The 18,056-nt window shown below is 53.4% G+C and carries 12 protein-coding genes; 4 read left to right on the plus strand and 8 right to left on the minus strand.

Features of this window, described 5'->3' with window-relative positions; translation table 11 throughout:
- The first annotated feature begins 74 nt into the window (after positions 1 to 74).
- Positions 75 to 1,769 (plus strand): FAD-dependent oxidoreductase, encoded by a 1,695-nt coding sequence (locus tag AB1500_02465; protein ID MEW6182028.1) that lies wholly within the window; start codon positions 75 to 77, stop codon positions 1,767 to 1,769.
- 205 nt (positions 1,770 to 1,974) lie between these two features.
- Here the strand turns inward: AB1500_02465 and AB1500_02470 are convergent, their stop codons facing one another.
- The 3 genes from AB1500_02470 to AB1500_02480 all read right to left on the minus strand — a co-directional run bounded on the left by AB1500_02470 (position 1,975) and on the right by AB1500_02480 (position 4,508).
- Entirely contained in the window at positions 1,975 to 2,325 is a 351-nt protein-coding gene (locus AB1500_02470; protein ID MEW6182029.1) for a hypothetical protein, read from the minus strand.
- A 388-nt stretch (positions 2,326 to 2,713) separates the two neighbouring features.
- A complete protein-coding gene (locus AB1500_02475) occupies positions 2,714 to 3,352 on the minus strand; it encodes a SurA N-terminal domain-containing protein (GenBank protein ID MEW6182030.1) in 639 nt (212 codons plus the stop codon).
- 352 nt (positions 3,353 to 3,704) lie between these two features.
- Positions 3,705 to 4,508 carry a DUF169 domain-containing protein gene (locus AB1500_02480; protein ID MEW6182031.1) on the minus strand — a complete coding sequence of 268 codons (804 nt, stop codon included), beginning with the start codon at positions 4,506 to 4,508 and terminating at the stop codon, positions 3,705 to 3,707.
- Positions 4,509 to 4,785: 277 nt separating this feature from the next.
- On the opposite strand from AB1500_02480, the gene AB1500_02485 reads away from it, so the two are divergent.
- The 3 genes from AB1500_02485 to AB1500_02495 all read left to right on the plus strand — a co-directional run bounded on the left by AB1500_02485 (position 4,786) and on the right by AB1500_02495 (position 10,192).
- Positions 4,786 to 6,858, plus strand: coding sequence for a putative glycoside hydrolase (locus tag AB1500_02485; protein MEW6182032.1), 2,073 nt, complete (start codon positions 4,786 to 4,788; stop codon positions 6,856 to 6,858).
- A 76-nt stretch (positions 6,859 to 6,934) separates the two neighbouring features.
- Positions 6,935 to 8,329: a metallophosphoesterase family protein gene (locus AB1500_02490; GenBank protein ID MEW6182033.1), complete on the plus strand. Its 1,395-nt coding sequence runs from the start codon at positions 6,935 to 6,937 to the stop codon at positions 8,327 to 8,329.
- A gap of 294 nt (positions 8,330 to 8,623) precedes the next feature.
- Positions 8,624 to 10,192 (plus strand): cation:proton antiporter, encoded by a 1,569-nt coding sequence (locus tag AB1500_02495; protein MEW6182034.1) that lies wholly within the window; start codon positions 8,624 to 8,626, stop codon positions 10,190 to 10,192.
- Positions 10,193 to 10,355: 163 nt separating this feature from the next.
- Here AB1500_02495 and AB1500_02500 read toward each other — a convergent pair whose 3' ends face one another.
- From AB1500_02500 to AB1500_02520, 5 genes are all read right to left on the minus strand, one after another.
- Complete coding sequence (locus AB1500_02500; protein ID MEW6182035.1) at positions 10,356 to 12,623, minus strand: HD domain-containing phosphohydrolase; 2,268 nt, start codon at positions 12,621 to 12,623, stop codon at positions 10,356 to 10,358.
- 101 nt (positions 12,624 to 12,724) lie between these two features.
- A complete protein-coding gene (locus tag AB1500_02505) occupies positions 12,725 to 14,155 on the minus strand; it encodes a sugar transferase (GenBank protein ID MEW6182036.1) in 1,431 nt (476 codons plus the stop codon).
- Between the two features lie 281 nt (positions 14,156 to 14,436).
- Positions 14,437 to 15,585: a glycosyltransferase family 4 protein gene (locus AB1500_02510; protein MEW6182037.1), complete on the minus strand. Its 1,149-nt coding sequence runs from the start codon at positions 15,583 to 15,585 to the stop codon at positions 14,437 to 14,439.
- Positions 15,586 to 15,666: 81 nt separating this feature from the next.
- On the minus strand, positions 15,667 to 16,491 hold the full coding sequence (locus AB1500_02515; protein MEW6182038.1) for an MqnA/MqnD/SBP family protein: 825 nt from the start codon (positions 16,489 to 16,491) through the stop codon (positions 15,667 to 15,669).
- Between the two features lie 543 nt (positions 16,492 to 17,034).
- Positions 17,035 to 17,823, minus strand: a complete 789-nt coding sequence (locus AB1500_02520; GenBank protein MEW6182039.1) for a heparan-alpha-glucosaminide N-acetyltransferase — start codon at positions 17,821 to 17,823, stop codon at positions 17,035 to 17,037.
- Between the last annotated feature and the right edge of the window lie 233 nt (positions 17,824 to 18,056).

Here is an 18,056-nt window from a genome sequence, read left to right on the forward strand (position 1 = left end):
CGATTTTCATCTCGCTTAATTAATGGAACGGAGGGAATCTTATAAGTGATTGGGAAGGACAAGGAGGTTATTAAATGGGAAAACGTATAGTGGTTATCGGCGGTGCGGCCTGCGGCCCAAAAGCCGCTGCCCGCTCTCGCCGCAGGGACCCGGAAGCCGAAATCACCATCGTTGAACAGGGCGGGCAGGTTTCCGTAGGGCGATGCGGTCTGCCGTATTATGTCGGTGGAAGGGTTCGGGAAATAAAGGAGCTTTGTTCGACCCCCGCCGGGGTCGTACGGGATCCCGCGTTTTTTGAAGCGGTTAAAAATATACGCGTGCTGGTTCAAACGCGGGCGGAAAAGATAGACCGAGAAAACAGACTGGTCCATACAACCCATATACCGACAGGGAAACATGACACGCTTCCTTACGACAAGCTGGTTTTATCCACCGGGTCACGTCCGATACGCCCCGGAATTCCCGGTATTGAGCTTCAAAACGTCCACACCCTGTGGTCCCTCGAGGACGCGGCGCGCATCCGTGAAGCGGCTTCATCCGGGAAAACACGCCGCATCGTTGTTGTAGGCGCCGGATTGATCGGCCTTGAGACCACCGAGGTGCTTCTTGAAGCCGATTTCCCTCAACGCAAACCGGAAGTGACCCTGATCGAGGCCATGCCGCACATCGCCCCCGGCTTTCTGGACGAAGAAATGGCCGCTCTCGTCGTAAAGCATCTTGAAACAAAAGGTCTGTCCGTACGTGCCGGAGAAATGGTAGAAAGTCTGGAAGGAGACGATTCCGGTTCCGTTCGTCGGGTGATTACCTCGCGAGGAGCTTATCCCGCCGACCTGGTGATCATGGCCGTAGGGGTGCGGCCTAACGTCGATCTGGCACGCGAGGCCGGGCTCGCCATAGGAAGAACCGGCGCCATCGCGGTAAATCAACATCTTGAAACAAGCGATCCCGACATTTACGCCGGCGGCGATTGCGTGGAAAACATAAACATGGTCAACGGCAAGCCTGTTTACACACCGCAAGGTTCCGTCGCCAATCGTCACGGCCGGGTGATCGGCAATAACCTTACCGGCATGCGGGATTATTTTCCCGGGGTCCTGGGAACGGTAATTTTCAAGATCTTTGATTTCACGGTAGGGCGGACCGGACTTAGCGAGTTTCAGGCCTATGACTCCGGCTACCAGACCGCAACGGTCATTGTTTCAGGAGCGGACCATGCCCATTTCTACCCTGAATCGGGCTCTGTTATTATTAAACTCATCGTCCATATACCCACGCGAAGGATTCTCGGCGCTCAACTCGTCGGCGAAGGAGACGTAAACAAGCGCCTCGACGCTCTGGCCGTGGCGACCTCCATGCAGGCAACGGTGGATCAGCTTGCCGAGTTTGACCTGGCGTACGCCCCCCCGTACAACACGGCCATGGACGTCCTGCACCACGCCGCCAACACAATGCGCAATAAACTGGCGGGTATCGCTAAAACCTGTACGCCCGCTGAACTGAAGAGCCAGCTTGCAAACGGAAACGGTGTGATGATACTGGACGTGCGTACACCCGCGGAAAGACGGGAAAGACCGTCTCCGTATGAGGGTGCGGTACACATCCCCCTGGGCAGTTTGCGGACGAACCTGGACAACCTCCCCGCTGAAAAAACCATTATATCTTTCTGTCAGGCAAGTATGCGCGCCTGGGAGGCGCAAAGGATTTTGGAATCCAAGGGTTTTACGAACGTGCGTTTCCTCGAAGGGGGACTGGCGGCCTGGCCGTACTAAGAGCCATCAAAACTACGAAACTCTGTTTTCAACCGCCAAGACGCCAAGATCGCCAATAAAACCATTATATTTTTTAGGAAATACGCTTATTCACAAGAATTAAAAAGCATAATGCTATTCAATCAAAAAGCCCGTCGGGCCAAGTTATTCGCCGATGGGCTTTTAACGTATCTGTAATATCACTTACAAACTGTCGAACCGCGCTTTATACCGTGCCCCCGGATTCTTTTAAAATCTGCAGCACCTTGTCGCGAAGGGTCTCATCGACATTCGCCTTCAGGATTACGTCCCGCCGCGCGAGATCTTCGTCCGCCGCATCCGGCGCAGTTCTTACCTCCGCCCGGTCATCATCCTCACGGTTCGCTCCCATGACGTAATCCCCAAGACCGCTGATGCTTCCGGTAATCCTCCCCATCACCTCGCCGAGCCCGCCCTTTGCGGTTTTTCCCGTCCGTTCGATCTGAATGTCGTTAACACCCATGGCTTTCAGCCGGTTTGCCGCGTGTTCAGCCTCGTCACGTGTCCTGAAATGAGCTGTGATACTTTCTTTCTGCATGAAACAATTCCTCCTCAGCTTGGCTTTTCCAACATTTAGACCTATTATTTCCTGAATTTTGGATTTTATGCACGGTCGGATAAAACAAAAAAACGGGGAGAACCCCGTTTAAAAAGGCCTTTACGATTTGGTTTATTTCTGACTGATGGTCTGGAAAGAATACTGATTAAGCGATTTTCTTAAGGTTAAGAGCAATCTGTTAAGCTATTGTGTTTCCTCCGTGTTCTCTATGTCTCTGTAGGTAACCCGGCCCTCAACGTGCCGATCTTAAGACGCGGCGTTCTAAGCGCGTTGTGTGTATAACGATGCAAAGTACTTTTAACCTGCCGTTGAGTACTGGGTGGTTCCGGCCTGTCCGAGTTAAATATGCTTCCGAGCAGGCAATCTTCTACCAGTAGTAGGTTATCTTCGCCTTTTGTTTCAGGTTCTGCACGGTTTGGGGAATCAATTGCGAGCTCATAACGGATTCATAGTCCTTTTTAACCTGGTCCTTCACCTTATCGTAGGGTTCGTTGTTGTACTGCGAATCCTTGTACTGCTCGTAGAAACTCCGCAGTTCCTTGTCCCCCGCCTTCACCTCTCCCGCCAGCTTTTGTATCAGGAGCTGCATCCGAATCCTTTCATTCAAATCCTCTCTGGTCAGATGTCTTTCTTTCAGAAAAGCATCCAAATCCTTTTCCGTCATCGAGGTACCCATCATGTTCTTGAGTTCGGTATTTATTTCGCTTTCCTTAATCGTAACACCCCTTTTAGCAGCCTCTTCATCGATCAGCCTTTTCTGAACCAGGAAATCAAGTGCTTCGGTGCCGTTTGTCTCTTCCAGGGCCTGATGAAATTCGTTGTACCGAATCGCTTTACCGTTAACCTTCGCCACCACTTTCCCCTCGTAGGTATACCACGACATCAAATAGGTAAGGATCGCGGCGGCGACAAAACCACATACTATACCGATTACCATCTGGAACCTGTCTCTGCCGCCGCCTTCATTCCTCACAGGAATCTCTTTCGTCACGCCAACTTGTTCCATTACCGGGATCTCCTCCACCTTTTTACCACCCTTCTTAAATACTAGGCTTACTTATTCCGTTTTCGCCCCCGGAACCCTTTTCCCTTCAGCCAACTTTTTCACACTTTCCCTTTCTGCTCACCACCGTATATCGTCAAAGGTAAAAGTATCTATCAGGTCGTTCCGTCAGTGAATCACCAAGCTGCTGAACGGTTCACAAAAAAATACCGCCGCAGGCCTTAATAGGCGGGTAAAAGCGCTGTGCGCTTCACGGCAGTCGCTTCAAGGGCGTAACCACCAATGGGCTTCAAAACACATAATTCAGTGGTGACTCCGCTGCCGTTTGCATCATATCCGGCACCGGGGCAAGGGTTTAATCCGCCAAAAACTCCTGCCACATCTCCTTTCCCAGGAAACTTTCTTCGACGTTGCTCTCCATTTCCTGAAACATCTTTAAAGGCACGGTGAAGGTGAACAGGTCCTTGCCGAGTCTTTTCCTAACGTTTTCGCGCGCCGACAGGTCCATCAGTCCCATGACCGCTCTCGGTTTTTCCGATTCTGTTTCCCTGTACGCGAAGATACCTATGCTGTGGCACCCTGCGCCAAAAGGCATTATAACACTTTCTACGCTTTCTCGCGCGTAATTCGCCAGCACGGTCAGAGCGGAGATCTGGTCGGGATTGGCAAGAAATATTATGGAGACCGGGGTCTCTTTGCCCGGAGCGACATCTTTGAGCGGTTTCATGACGACGTACTTCGCCGGGATGTCGGTAATCGGCATATATTCTATGAATTTCTTAACTAATTCCGGTGATTTGACGTACCTTTCTCCGTACAGGATGTTCTGCACGGACTGTTCCCTCTGTGATTTAATCATCTCCCGGGTTACCCCGAGTTGTGCGGCCCCCGTTGAAAGGAAATAACAAAAGAGTTCGATCCCCCCGGGCCAGTTTAGGTACTGGTTCCCGAACCCCAAACCCGTTCCCCCCCCCAGGCAGCCGAAGGTCCGGCGGTCAAAAACCACCGTTCGCCCTTTGGCGGCGTTGGCAAACAGCCACATGATGCAACCCCAGCCGCCTTCCTTGAACTGCAGCGCGCCTGCCGGCTTCTCATCAGCCCAAAGCAGGGCCACCGGGCCGTACCGGAATTGGATAAGGGCGGCAATCTTACTTTCCACGATTTTTCACCCTTTCATTTCGATATTGCTTATCCTGATTTCGCTGGCCGAGATTTCAAACCCTTTTTTTATACATTATTTACTTAATGTGAAAATCGCACTGAACCAGCATAAGCGACCATTTCAGACGGTTTTAAGTCGTCAGGTTTAATAACAGCCTTCTGGGCCAAAATAGTACGCCAAACATAATTTTCATTGTTAAAATCTCGCGAAAACGACAGGAAATGCGTCGAAGTATGGCGAATTCCTGTACATATCAAAAAGGGGGTTATACTCCGTGCGCAGACCTGTTGTTTTCTATTCCCTCGGACTCGTTATTATTTTGACCCTTGTTGTTATCTTTTCGTTTGACCAATGCCGCCAGCTTTTCGTAGGGCACACGGGAAAATCCCAGATTACTAATAACACCAAACCAAGGCCTCCGGGAAGCGCCGCAGCCGCCGCGAAACCAACCTTGGAGGAGCTTCAGAACGATGCACGCGCCGCAAACGCCAACGAACTCGGTTACGTACCCATTCTGCTTTATCATCAGATCAGCAAGCAGGAAGGGCGGTGGGCGCGCACCCCGGACAACTTCCGCAAGGACCTGGCCGAATTGTACGAACGGGGGTATGTTTTGATTTCACTCAGCGATTTTTTATCAGGTAAGATCAGTATCCCGGCGGGGAAATCACCGGCGGTGATAACCTTCGACGATAGCACCCCGGGAGAGTTCCGGCTCATTCAAAAGGGCGAGGAACTTACGGTGGATCCCAACTGTGCTGTAGGGATACTGCGTGATTTCGGTCAGCGCCACCCCGACTTCGGCAACGCCGCCACCTTTTTTATCAACGCCAACCCTTTCGGCGGCGAAACCGGGCAAGGGAAATACTGGAAGAAAAAGCTTCAGATGCTGGTTGAATGGGGCTTCGAAATCGGCAACCATACAATGAGCCACGCTTACTTAAAGAACCTCACGCCGCAAAAGGCGCGGGTCGAAATCGCGGGTCTGCAGAAACTGATCCAGCAGGCGGTGCCGGGTTATAAGCCCGCTTCCTTCGCCATAGTCCAGGACGGCGTGCCGAACCCTTATGAAACCGTTGTCCAGGGAACATATGACGGGATCACCTACCATCATAAAGGAGTGCTGTTGTGGGCCTGGAGCGCCTCCCGGCCGCCGTTTCACAAGGATTTCGACCCGCTGCGCATTCAGCGGATCCAGGTTTTCCAGGACCACGGCCTGAGTTCGCTCACCACGTGGCTGGACCGGATCGAACCGACGCGCTTCATCAGCGACGGCAACGTTGGGACAATCGCCATGCCTCAATCCTGGAAGGATTCCCTAAAGGCCGGTGCGCCGGGCCGGCAGGTGCTTTACGAACCCGAAAATAAAACCGACAAAACCCCGGCGCGTGAGCAGCAGGCCTTTAACGCTAAAGGCGTACACGTCACCGCCATTTGGGCGTCCTCCCGTACCCGCTGGGAGGGTATAATCGATCTTATTAAAAAGAGCGGGTACAATGCCGTCGAACTTGATATCAAGGATGAAGACGGCAGTATAGGCTACCTTTCCAATGTTCCCTTAAGCAGGGAGATCGGGGCGGCCCACGACTATCTCCCTATTAAGGACATGTTAAAAGAACTTAAGGATCAGGGTATATACAGCATAGGACGCTGCGTAGTCATGAAAGACCCGACACTCGCTAAAAAACGTCCGGAGTACATGGTACGCACCGCCAGCGGGTACCCCCTAGCCGGAGGGCTGTGGGTAAACCCTTGTTCCCAAGCGGTTCAGGATTACAACATCGCCCTTGCCAAAGAGGCATACGAACTTGGTTTCGACGAGGTCCAGTTCGATTATATCCGTTTCCCGGAAGGACAGGGCGTTAAGACGGTAAGTTATCCCGGCATGGGAAATCAGGAACGCACCGACGTCATCGCCGGTTTCCTCAACCACGCGCGCCGGGAAATCGGCTGGGATAAGTGGCTTTCCGCAGCCATATTCGGCTTCATGGGATACGCCAAAGACGATCAGCGCATAGGCCAGCGGCCGGAACGCCTGGCTCCTTTTCTGGACTTCATGTCGCCGATGGCCTATCCTTCACATTACAGCCCGGGAAACTACGGTTTTTCTAATCCCAACGCCCACCCAGCGGAAGTGGTGAACGGCACTCTGGCGGACTTCGAAAAACTTATCGACACCAGCGGCTGCCGGCTGCGCCCCTGGCTTCAGGCTTTCACCATGGGGTCCCCTCCGTACGGAACCGCCGAGATAAAAGCGCAGACAAGAGTGACTGAAAAGCGGGATATCCATACCTGGCTGCTCTGGAACGCAGGTTGTGTTTATCACCAGGACGCTATGCAACGTTGAGCTTTATCGCAGGGCCACCTTATAATTAAAAGTGAGAAATGGAATGAATAATTCAGGATAACAAGGGGAACCAGTTTTGCATAACAAGCTGTTGCGCGCAATCTTCCAGCTCATAACGGCCTCGATCGGAGCCCTAATCTTTATCTGGTTTTTGGGAACGGCAAACTACCAGATAAACGGATTTGAGGTGCGGGGAGCGTTGCGCCCGGCGATGTGCGGGCGGACGGTGGTTGAACTGCCGCCGCTCGGTTCGTTCTCCGCAAAGACACATGCCGCTCCGGTTGAGTGCCGCGTCACACTCCTCCGGGTCGAGGAAAAAACGGTTATCGCGCACCTTAAAAACCTTAACCTCAGTTCGATCTGGAGCCGGATCGAAAATGACGCAAACCGGGCGTTGCGTGCATTTATAGTTAGGCAGTTATTGCTGGGGATACTGGGAGCGTTGTTTTTCACCCGGTTGTTTTTCCGCACGCCCTGGCGTAAAATCTGGCAGCCCGCCGCAGCGGGGTTTGTGATTACCGTGTCGTGGTTGGCGCCTGCCTTCTTCACCTTTCACACCGACGCCTTCAAACACCCGGCTTACAGCGGCATGATCGGCGCCGCCCCCCGTATTATGGCCCTTAGTGAAGACCTCGTCAGCGGTTTTGAAAAATTCAAGGCCGGCACCCCGGAGGTGGTTGCCAATCTGCAGGCGTTATTCAACCGTGCCGACGGGCTGAACGGTCTTTCCGACGTCGGCGGGGGCAAAAGGCTGCTCTTGATATCGGATATCCATAATAACCCCGTAGGCCAGGCCTTTGCCCGCGAACTCGCGGACCGGTTTGCCGTCGACGCAGTGCTTGACGCCGGGGATTTGACCGACTTCGGCTCTCCCCTTGAACTGAATATCGTTAAGGGTTTAAGTGAAAACCGGGTGCCTTATATCTTTGCATCCGGCAACCACGACTCGCCCGCGGTTACGGAATTCCTGAACTCCCTGGCGGGGGTGAGCGTACTGAAAGGCGGGCTGGTCAACGTGGCGGGTCTTTCCATAATCGGCTTCCCCGACCCCTCAGCTTACCGTCCTACAGCCGACGCCGCCTCGCCGGACGCGGAGGAAGCCGAAATCCACGTCCAGGCGGAAGCGCTGGTGCAGGTCCTCCGGAACAATCAGCACGTGGACCTTCTGCTTGTCCACAATCCGAGCATGGCCCGCCGGTTTATGGGACAGGTCCCGCTCGTTGTCTGCGGGCACACCCACGTACCCGACGTGGAGGGTGACAGGTCGTCGCTGCTTCTTAATCCCGGCACCACCGGCGCGGCGGGAATCAGAGGTCTGCAACACGGTAAAGAGGTCCCCTACACCGCTATGGTACTGTACCTTGACACCGCCAAGCGTCCTTCCGCCGTTGACATCATCACGTACGGGCCCCGGGAAGGCAACTTCCGCGTGGAACGCCGGGTCGTACCCGAGCCGATACCTTCGCGGTGAGGCTTCCTGAGCGGGAATAAACATTCATAGGGGCACCCCGCTCGAAAGGGTGCTTTTTATATTTCGTGGTGACAAGATGCCTGAAATGTTCTTTTTCGGTATAATAGGGAACTAAGCGGAGGATTGATAATCGGCGGCCGGATCGGCGCGATCGGCGCCGAATCCGCAAAGGTCGTTGTAAAAACGCCTGGGAATTGGAAAGCGGCCTCCGGTAACACTTTTTAGTTTGAATACAATAAGTCGTCAGGCTGTAATTTTTGAAAGGATTTTTGAAAGGGTGGAGCATTCTTATCAATGACTACCCACAGTCTTGAGCTATTCCTAATTCTCCTCGCTTTATCCATCGGCGTCACCGCCCTTGCGAAAAAAGCCGATAAACCTTACCCCATAGCCCTGGTGTTAATAGGCGCAGTTATAGGGCTCGCGCCGGTAGCAGGCGTATTTGACGAATTAAGAGATTTTTTCGTCTCGGACGAGGTTTTCCGTACAGCGATCATAGCCATCTTTCTACCGGCGTTGCTCGGTGAAGCCTCGTTAAAACTCTCCTTTACTTCGGTGAATAAAAACCGCGCCGCGATAGCTTTACTGGCCGTCATAGGTACGTTTATCGCCTATCTGGCCACGGGTCTGTTGTCTATGTTGTTTCTGGGCATGACTCTTCAAACGGCTCTTGTTTTTGGGGCGTTGATGGCCGCAACCGACCCCGTCAGCGTTATAACCGTGTTTAAAAACCTGGGGGTGAACCGCCGCCTGGCCGTTATCATCGAGGGAGAAAGCCTGATGAACGACGGCATAGCCGTGGTCCTCTTCAAACTGTCGGTTTTCTCCCTGGCCGCTATTGCCGCCATGGGCCCGTGGGGCGCCGCAGCCGGCCCGGCTATGTTTATCAAGGTAACAGCGGGAGGGTTGGTCATAGGAGGATCGCTCGGCTTCATATTCTCCGAGATCGGTCGTTTCTTCGATGACTACCCGTTGGAAAACGCCTTCTCCGTCGTGCTTTTTTACGGCTCTTACTTCGCCGCAGAGTATTTGGGAGTATCGGGCGTGATCGCGGTGGTGACCGCCGGTCTGGTGTTGGGCAACTACGGCCGGACAGTCGGCATGACCCCCACTACGAGGCTAAGCATATCGGTGTTCTGGGACACGATAACCCTCGTGGCGAACTCGCTCGTATTCATTTTAGTGGGGCTGGAAGTGGCCCGCATCGACATGGCCCGTCACATGAACCTGATCCCGGTTTCCATCCTTATTGTATTGGTCGGGCGCAGCAGCGCCGTATACCTTTCCACAGCCGTAGTCAAACTGCCGTGGTCGTGGAAGCACATTCTGAACTGGGGCGGTTTGAAAGGGTCATTATCCCTTGCACTCGCTCTGAGCCTTCCTGCCGGTTTTTCCGGAAGGGAAACGTTGATCGCCCTGACCTTCGGCGTTGTGTTTTTTTCACTTATAGCGCAGGGTCTGACCATAGGGCCGTTTATCCGTCTGCTTGGACTGCAGAAGACCGTGAAGGGCTTAAGAGAGTATGAAAACCTGTCGTTTGAGCTACAGCAGGCCCTGGCCGCCATCAGTGAACTCAGACGTATACAAAACCGGGGGCAGATTTCCCCGCCGGTCTTCAGCGAGCTTGAAGCAAAACTTACCGCTCGTGTTTCCACAGTGAACCGGGAATTGGACGAACTGTACGCACAACATCCCGGACTGCTTCAGGAGCAACTACTCAATGCCCGAAGGAAGCTCCTGTACGCCGAGCACCAGGCGATTGAAAAGCTGCTTGGCGAAGGCATCTTAAGCACCGAAACAGGCAACCTAAAGAAACACCTTGTTATCGAAAGGATGGAGGAACTGGATAATACGAAGCTATAAGTAGGCAGTAGGTGGAAGGTAGAAGGTGAAAAATAGAAGATAGAACTCGGAGGCTCGGATATCCAATCCGTGACCCGCGACTCATCCCCATCCGTGCTCTCTGTGTCTCTGCGGGTGATTGTACTTTGCCGACTTCCGCAATCTTAGTGTCAAAAGACCATAATCAGTCTTCTTTTGGTCTAAACAGTTTAAGGAACCTTTCCACCAGCCAAGGGTCGAATTGAGTCCCGGCACACCTTTTCAACTCGGCCAAGGCCTCTTCGTGAGAAATCGCTTTACGGTAAGGACGGTCTTTGGTCATGGCGTCGTAGGCGTCCGCAATGGAGAGCATACGGCACTCCAAAGGAATCTCTTCCTCCTTCAGCCCCAGGGGATATCCCTGGCCGTTCCACCACTCGTGGTGTTTCAGTATCCAGTCGGCTATAGGCGGCAGATCGGGTATCGACTGCGCGATACGGTGCCCGATCTCACAGTGCCGCTGCATCTCGGCACGTTCTTCGGACGTTAAGGGACCGGGCTTCAGAAGAATCCGGTCGGACACCCCTACCTTCCCGATATCGTGGAAAAGTGCGAGAAGCCGCAGATCGCTCACCGCATACTCCGGAATACCGATATCAACGGCCAGACTTGCCACCAAGTGCTGCAGACGTTCCACGTGACCTTCGGTGATAAAGTCCTTGGCCTCAAGCGTCTTCATCAATGTCTGCACGATTGCGCTGCGTGCGCTTCGGCTGCGGTGCAGCTTTTCGCGGTACATATTGTTGTCGGCTTCCTTAAAGAGATCGCCCATGTTCTTATTGGGATCGCCGCTGACAGCGAAGCCGACGGAAATGCTCAAAACAATCTCAGGGTTGTCCGCGTTATAATCCGCCACGCTGTCACGGATCCTCTGGCACGCGCTTTCAACGGAGGCTCGGTTATTATTCAAAAGCAACACCGCAAACTCGTCGCCCCCAATCCTGGCTATCATGTCCCCCTGCCGGAAGGATTTCTTAATGGCAGTGGCCGCGGCCACGAGCAGGGCGTCGCCGGCATCATGTCCAAGGGTGTCATTAACAAGTTTGAGCCCGTCGACGTCGCAAAGGATTATGCCCGTGGGAATAACGCGGCTCCCTTCGACACGGCGCATCTCCTCCTCAAAATAGGTGCGGTTATAAAGCCCGGTAAGAGGATCATAAAGACTCAGGTTCCTGAGCTGCTCCTCCATCCTTCTGCGCTCCGTAACGTCATAAAACTGCTCGACCACCATCTGGACTTCGCCGTTTTCATCCAGTATGGGGTTGCTCCGGCAGTCCAAGTATAAACCAAGTTCGGGAACGTATTTCTCCACGCGCTCCAGCTGCTTCGTCCGCCAGGCTCTTTCCGTGGCACACGGCCGGCACCGGTCCGTTCTTCCGATCAGTTCGTAACACCGCTTGCCCTTGACCTGCTCCGGTGTCAGCCCGAGCAGTCGGAAACCCGCCTGGTTCAGCCTGATGATCCGGTGCTCGGGATCCTGAATGCCAACCGCGTCGGGTATGGCATCAAGGACACCCTCGAGGAGAGCTTTAGCGTTTCTTAACTGGTCCTCTACCATTTTGTACTTCGTGATATCGACGAAGCTTTCGACCAAACATCTCCGACCGTCCAGCTGAACCGGAACAACGGTCTTTATGATGGGCACATGCTCCCCGTTCGCCCTTATCAACACCCGTTCGGAATGATCCTCACTCTGACCTTGATCCGTAATAGGGCACCCTCCCTCCCCCGAAGGGCATATAAACTGCTGGCAGACGGAACCGATAATATTCTCTTCGGGAAGGCCCACCATTTCCTGACCGATTCGGTTGACGCCGGTTATACGATGGGTCTCTGCGTCAATAACAAGAACACCGCTTTGAATCGAATCCATAATGGTCTTGAGTCTGCTCCCGGCTTCCCTGAAGCTCTTCTCAAGGAGTTTGCGTTCGGTTATATCGCGGATGACGCTGCAGTTCATGTATCCCTTATCGGTCTTCAGAGAGGTGACCAGTGTCTGAATGGCGACCCGCTTCCCGGAACGGCTGCGGATGTATCGCTCGTGAAACTTTCCTGATTTGGCCGCATACCCGGTTTTATGGAACTCAAGGGTCAACGCCTTAAGTTCCTCATAAACCGCGGGGGTTTTTTTCTCTTCCTCCATCAAGAGAAACTCGACCTCGTAAATGGGTCGGCCGTACACTTCGGCTCGACTGTAACCTGTAATCTGTTCCAATCCGGGGTTCCATTCTATTACATTACCGAGCTCGTTAACCAGAGCAATGCCATCTCCCGAGTTTTGCACAATGCTCCGAAACTTTTGCTCGTTCTCTGTAAGCGCCTTTTCCGCCTGTTCGAGTTCGGCAACCCGCCGCCGCAATTCAGATATATCATCCAGCAGCTGGGCTTTGGTTTTATCCCCGTTCTTTTTCATCTTCCAGATCTCCTAAACGGTATATAAGTGGATAATATATTGAAACCATACGGTTTACCTGCAGTGCGTCTCCCGGCAGAGAATCCGGTCCTACATCATTATCATCGGATCGAACCTTCGACAACTTTCCCCTTATTTCCCGCAGTTGTTTCCTGGCGCATTGTGTTAAAAAGGGCGTGGACCGCTTCCGTCTTGTCCTGGCCTTTCGTTCTTCCACGCGCGGCGCTCGGGCTAAGCGCCACTGGAACCGTGCGCAGCAATACCCTTAAATCAAGAATCAGCGAATAATTACGGATGTAATAAAGATCGTAGCGCAGCTTGTCCTCCCATGAGGTGGTATAACGACCGTAAACCTGCGCCACTCCCGTCAAACCCGGTTTCACCACATGACGATACCGGTATGCCGGGTGAGCACGCTGGAACTCGTCCACAAAAACCGGCCGTTCCGGCCGGGGGCCGACCAGGCTCATATCACCTTTGAGAACGCTGAATAACTGGGGGAGTTCGTCAATTCTAGTAGATCGGAGGAATTTTCCGGCCCATGTCACCCTGCCGTCGTCCGCTTTTGCCAGCACGGGTCCGGTGTCTTTCTCCGCGTTATCGACCATTGTCCGCAACTTCGGCAGATTAAAAACGCGTCCGCGATAACCCACCCGTTCCTGCACGTAGAATACAGGGCCCGGTGAAGATAACCGGACGGAAAGTGCCGCAATTATCACAATAGGAAGCGTGACAACCAAAATCATAAACGTAACGATAACATCCAGCGCCCTCTTTACCGCAGCCTGAACGTAGGATAGACTGATATCCTCCACCTGCAGCACGGGAAGGTCGTCCAGCTGTTCAACCCTTGCTCCGGTAAGCATCACCTCGTAAAGCTCCGGCACCAGATAGACCTCGCGTCCCGCTTCAAGACAAAGCGCCACTACAGTGGCTTTGTTTTCCGGGGTGGCGCCCGGGCTTACAATCACGCCATCCACTTCCGGGAGTTGCTCTTTCAGCGTTGCCATATCCCACGGCGCCACCACTCCCTGGATTCTGAAGAGGCCCCGCGGAAGATCCAAAAGCTTTTCAAGGAAGGGGCAAGCCGTTTCCTCGCTCCCGATCACCAGGAGTTGCCGCTGCCCGTGAATGACGCGGGCAGCATGCCAGCAAATGCCACGCCAGACCAATAAACCGCAAAACTGTCCGAGAACACCGAAGAGTAAAACGCTCCGGGGAAAAGCGAATCCCCGTATCCAGAAAGCGATGGCTGCCGTCGCCAGCCCTGTAATAAGAACAGCCGGAAGTAAAGCCCGCATTACCGGCACCAACCCGCCGAGTTGTTGCTCGTACAAACCCAGCCCGGCGAAAAGCATAAGAGCGGTAAGGCTCACCCAGGGCAGCGTACTTACCAGCGCCTCGTAGTTAGAAGACGGCTGGCTTCCGGCAAACCGGAGGTAAAAAGCCATGATCAGCGCTAGATTCAGGACAACCATATCGCCCGTAGCCAAGAGCCACGCCGGTAAACGCCTCAAGGATTTCTTGCTCATTGACACCAAACCTAACATATTTGATGGAAAAATCCTTCGTTAACTAATACAACACTATTTGATATTTTTCATCTGTCTGCAAGTAATTTCGATATTCGTACCGGTTTTCCTCCCGAAAGGATTGTTGTATGAAATAAATCACATATTTTGTTTTTTAGTTCTACATGACAGCTAATACTGGACCGTCCGGCAGAAATGCCGTCGTCCCTTTTTAATTAACCCCGGGTTTCTTTAAAGACCGCGAAAAATGACATGTAAGGGACATCGGATAGAGGTCGGGATTAGAATCTAAGGGCGCTGCCTTGTAAGTAACGCCTGTATACTCCGGCCATTTTCGGACGAACCCGTTCCAATCCGTAAGCTTGAACCTGCTGCCTTCCCTTTGTACCGAGCCGGAGCGCCAGCTTCTTGTCGCTCAGCAATTTCAAAAGTGCCCTAGCGGTACCTGCCGCGTCCCCAACCCCTACGAGGTAGCCCGTTCCGCCGTCGGCAATCAGATCTCGGCATCCCCGAACGTCCGTTGCCACCACTGGTTTTCCCGCCGCCATCGCCTCGAGGATCACCCTCGGTAAACCTTCCCTTTTCGAGGTTAACAACACCGCGTCCGCCACCGCCATTATCCTCTCTATGTCGGGGCGGAATCCTAAAAATTGAATATTGCTGAGCAGCCCGAGCGATCCCGTAAGCCTCTCAACCGCCTCTCGCCGTTCCCCGTCTCCCGCCAGTAGCAAAACCGCATCCGGCATTGCCGCGACGACCTGCCGCCAGGCCCGTACCGCCTGGGTGTGATTCTTAACCCTGCTGAATTCGGCTGCCATTACCGCCACCGGCATGTCCGCCTTTAAACCGAGGTCTTTAAGTATTTCCGGTCTTTTAGCCTGCGATATCGGAAAAGAATCAAGCGGTACCCCCACTCCCGGTACTAGAAAGGACTCTCCGCGCAGCGGCAGCCTGCGGGCCCTTGCAAAGTCCTCCTCGTTCAGGACGACCAGCCCGTCGGTCCAGCGAGCCGCCAGCCACTCCAGGGGATAGTAGACCAGCCAGTTCCTAGCCGGCGCCCCACTAAAAAAATGAAAGCCGTGTGCCGTGTACAGCACAGGCCTGAATGAACAAATCCTTGCCGCCAGGCGTGTGATAAAAGAGGCCACCGGGGTATGGACGTGTATAAGAACGTAAGACCGGGTCCTTATCAGCCGGACCAGTTGCAGGAGCGCCCTTACGTTTCTACGGGAAAACGGCCGCCGTCCGAATGGAATATCGTGCAGTCTTACCCCGAGGGGTGTAAAGGCCTCAGTCTCCCCGCCGGGGCTGCAGGCCGCTTCCACCTCATAACCCCATTCCTGCAGTAGCCTGAAGTAAGGCGTATGAAACGCCAGAAGGTGGCGCGCAACTGTCGCTATGAATAAGACCTTCGGAGAATCCTCAGACACGTTTAATCCTCCGGAAATGAGTATGGACTACCCTGATAATGGGTTCGGCGTCCGAGGTGACTTCACGTATCATTTTCTGTTTCAGGAAGTCACCCATTCCAAGGATGCCCGCTTACGGATAATACCGGCGTCGTACCCGCGCCTCAACAGATCATCCACCGCGCGTCGGCCCCGTTCCCCGAGATCCAGCGTCCAGGCGTTCACGTACATGCCGACAAAACGGTCCGCTTCCGCCTTCTCCAGACCTCTGGCATAAGATAGCGCATGTTTCAAACTTTCCTCCCTGAAGTCAAGCGCCCAAGCTATCGCCTTCCGCAGCAACTCGTTTATTTCAACCGCCCGCTCCGTATGGCGCCGGTGCAAGACATTGCCGCCGAGGGGCAGCGGGAGTCCGTTTTCTTCCTTCCACCACTCCCCGAGATCTATAACCTTCCTCAATCCTTCACGGAGATACGTAAGCTGGCCCTCATGGATTAAAAGACCGCCTTCCACTTCCCCGGCGCCGACCGCCTCTCCGATCCGGTCAAACGGCATAACCGTTGTTTTCATCGCCGGCCGCCATAGTTTCAAGGCCAGATACGCCGTGGTCATCTCTCCCGGCACCGCTACGGCCGCGGGTTCGAACCCCTCCGGCGCGTCCGCACGCACCACCACCAGAGGTCCGTAACCGTCTCCCACACTTGCCCCGCAGGGAAGGAGCAGGTATTTGTCCTCAACATATGGATAGGCATGCAGGGAAATCGCCGAGATATCGTAGACCCCTTGGAGCGCCGCCCGGTTCAGCGTTTCAATGTCCCTTAATACATGGGTGAAAGAGTACCCGCCCGTGTTAATTTTATCCTGAGCCAGGGCGGTAAACATAAAGGCGTCGTCTGCATCCGGACTGTGCGCCAGCGTAAGTTTCACAAAAATCACTCCTCTGAAAATAAGCATTCTTTTGTAGGGCGCTACGTAAGCTGCGTATAGCTGTTGTCAGCCCGGCAGGACCGGGTTCTCACGTATTTGAGTGGTGGAACGTGAGAGGTTAGAGGTGAGATGCTTGTGGAAATTCGCTTATAAGCGAATTCTTTCGAGAATCCCTCTTCCAACTTCCCGCGTCTCGCTTCCCAATTGTCCGGCCAGTCCGTTCCAGGCTTTCGTGCTCTACTTGCTTCTCCTCGCACTCCGTTTTACGCTGCGTTCGTGTGCCGCCATTCTCCCCATTGTCATTCTTCAGTTGGAGCCCGCCCCCGGCCGCATGGCAACTCTTCTCCGTCGTAATTAAACTTTTAACGTAATTAAACTTTGTAAAATTTAATTACGCCTTTTTAGGGCAGACCGTAATTGCGAAAGTACTGGTTTTCAACTTTGGACGTCTTTCCCGTTTAACGGCGGAACCGTTCAGGTAATCCATTATACCATAGGGCAGGCTTCCCTCACCCCGGATTCGGGAGAAACGTCCTTAAGCAATTACCTCATTACCAGGAAAAGACAGCCGAAAAGGACCGGCTGGTGAACGATATAAATGAAAAGGGAGTAACGGCCTAATAGCGCAAGCATCCGTACCGGAAAAAATAGTACTCTGCCGCACCTCATTTCCGGCCCGGCCGGGGTACTTACGGGAACGGATAAAGGGAGACGGTCGTATGCCCGGCGTCCGTTCCCGCGGTAAAAGATGCAGCCGGCTGATATCCCCAGCAGCACCAGCCCGAACCAGGGGAAAAAGGGGACATAGTCCAGCATGAACAGACCCGAAGGAGTGATGCCGAGCCATAGCAGCCACGGACCATCAGCCGTCATCCGTGTGAAAACGCTTCCCATGCCCAGGCAGAACGCACCCGGTAAAATATTATACAACCCCCAACGTATAAAGGGGTATGCACAAATCACCGAAATACCAATGAAATGAAGGATACCGAATACAATCATGCCTGTCTCGAAAAGCTGCCCGGTGATTACGGTAGCGATAAACCCCAACCCCAAAAGCTTAAGCCCCCTGACCAAATAGCCCGTAAACCGGATACGGCCCCGTCGTACGTAGCTCAGCCATAATGACACCCCGACGAGAAAAATAAATGCAGTTACCGTGGCCTTCTGGAACAGCGCCCATAATCCTAAGGTCACATCCTTCTTATAAAGACCGAAATAATTCAGATCCCACGCAAGGTGATAAACCACCATCATCACGATTGCGCTCCCGCGCATCGCGTCGATTTCCCATAAACGCCCGCTTGCTCTCCCGGCGAACCTTCTTCCCATATTCATCAAACCCTAAATAATCATACCGGTCACAGCTTTTCCCCGCAAGTCTAACCACGCAATAACGGTGCCGCGTCATTCCTTTTTTCAACCACCTAAAACCTCTATGAGAAAAAACAAAAAGGCCGCTTTGCGCGGCCGTTTCCAAAATCTTGGATCTTAGGCGTCGAACTTGATAACAATAGGATTTTTATCCTCGGCTAACTTCTCCGGTAGTTCCTCGGAAGGCAAAA

The sequence above is a fragment of the Bacillota bacterium genome (assembly GCA_040755295.1).
In the GTDB taxonomy this organism is placed as follows: domain Bacteria; phylum Bacillota; class Desulfotomaculia; order Desulfotomaculales; family Ammonificaceae; genus SURF-55.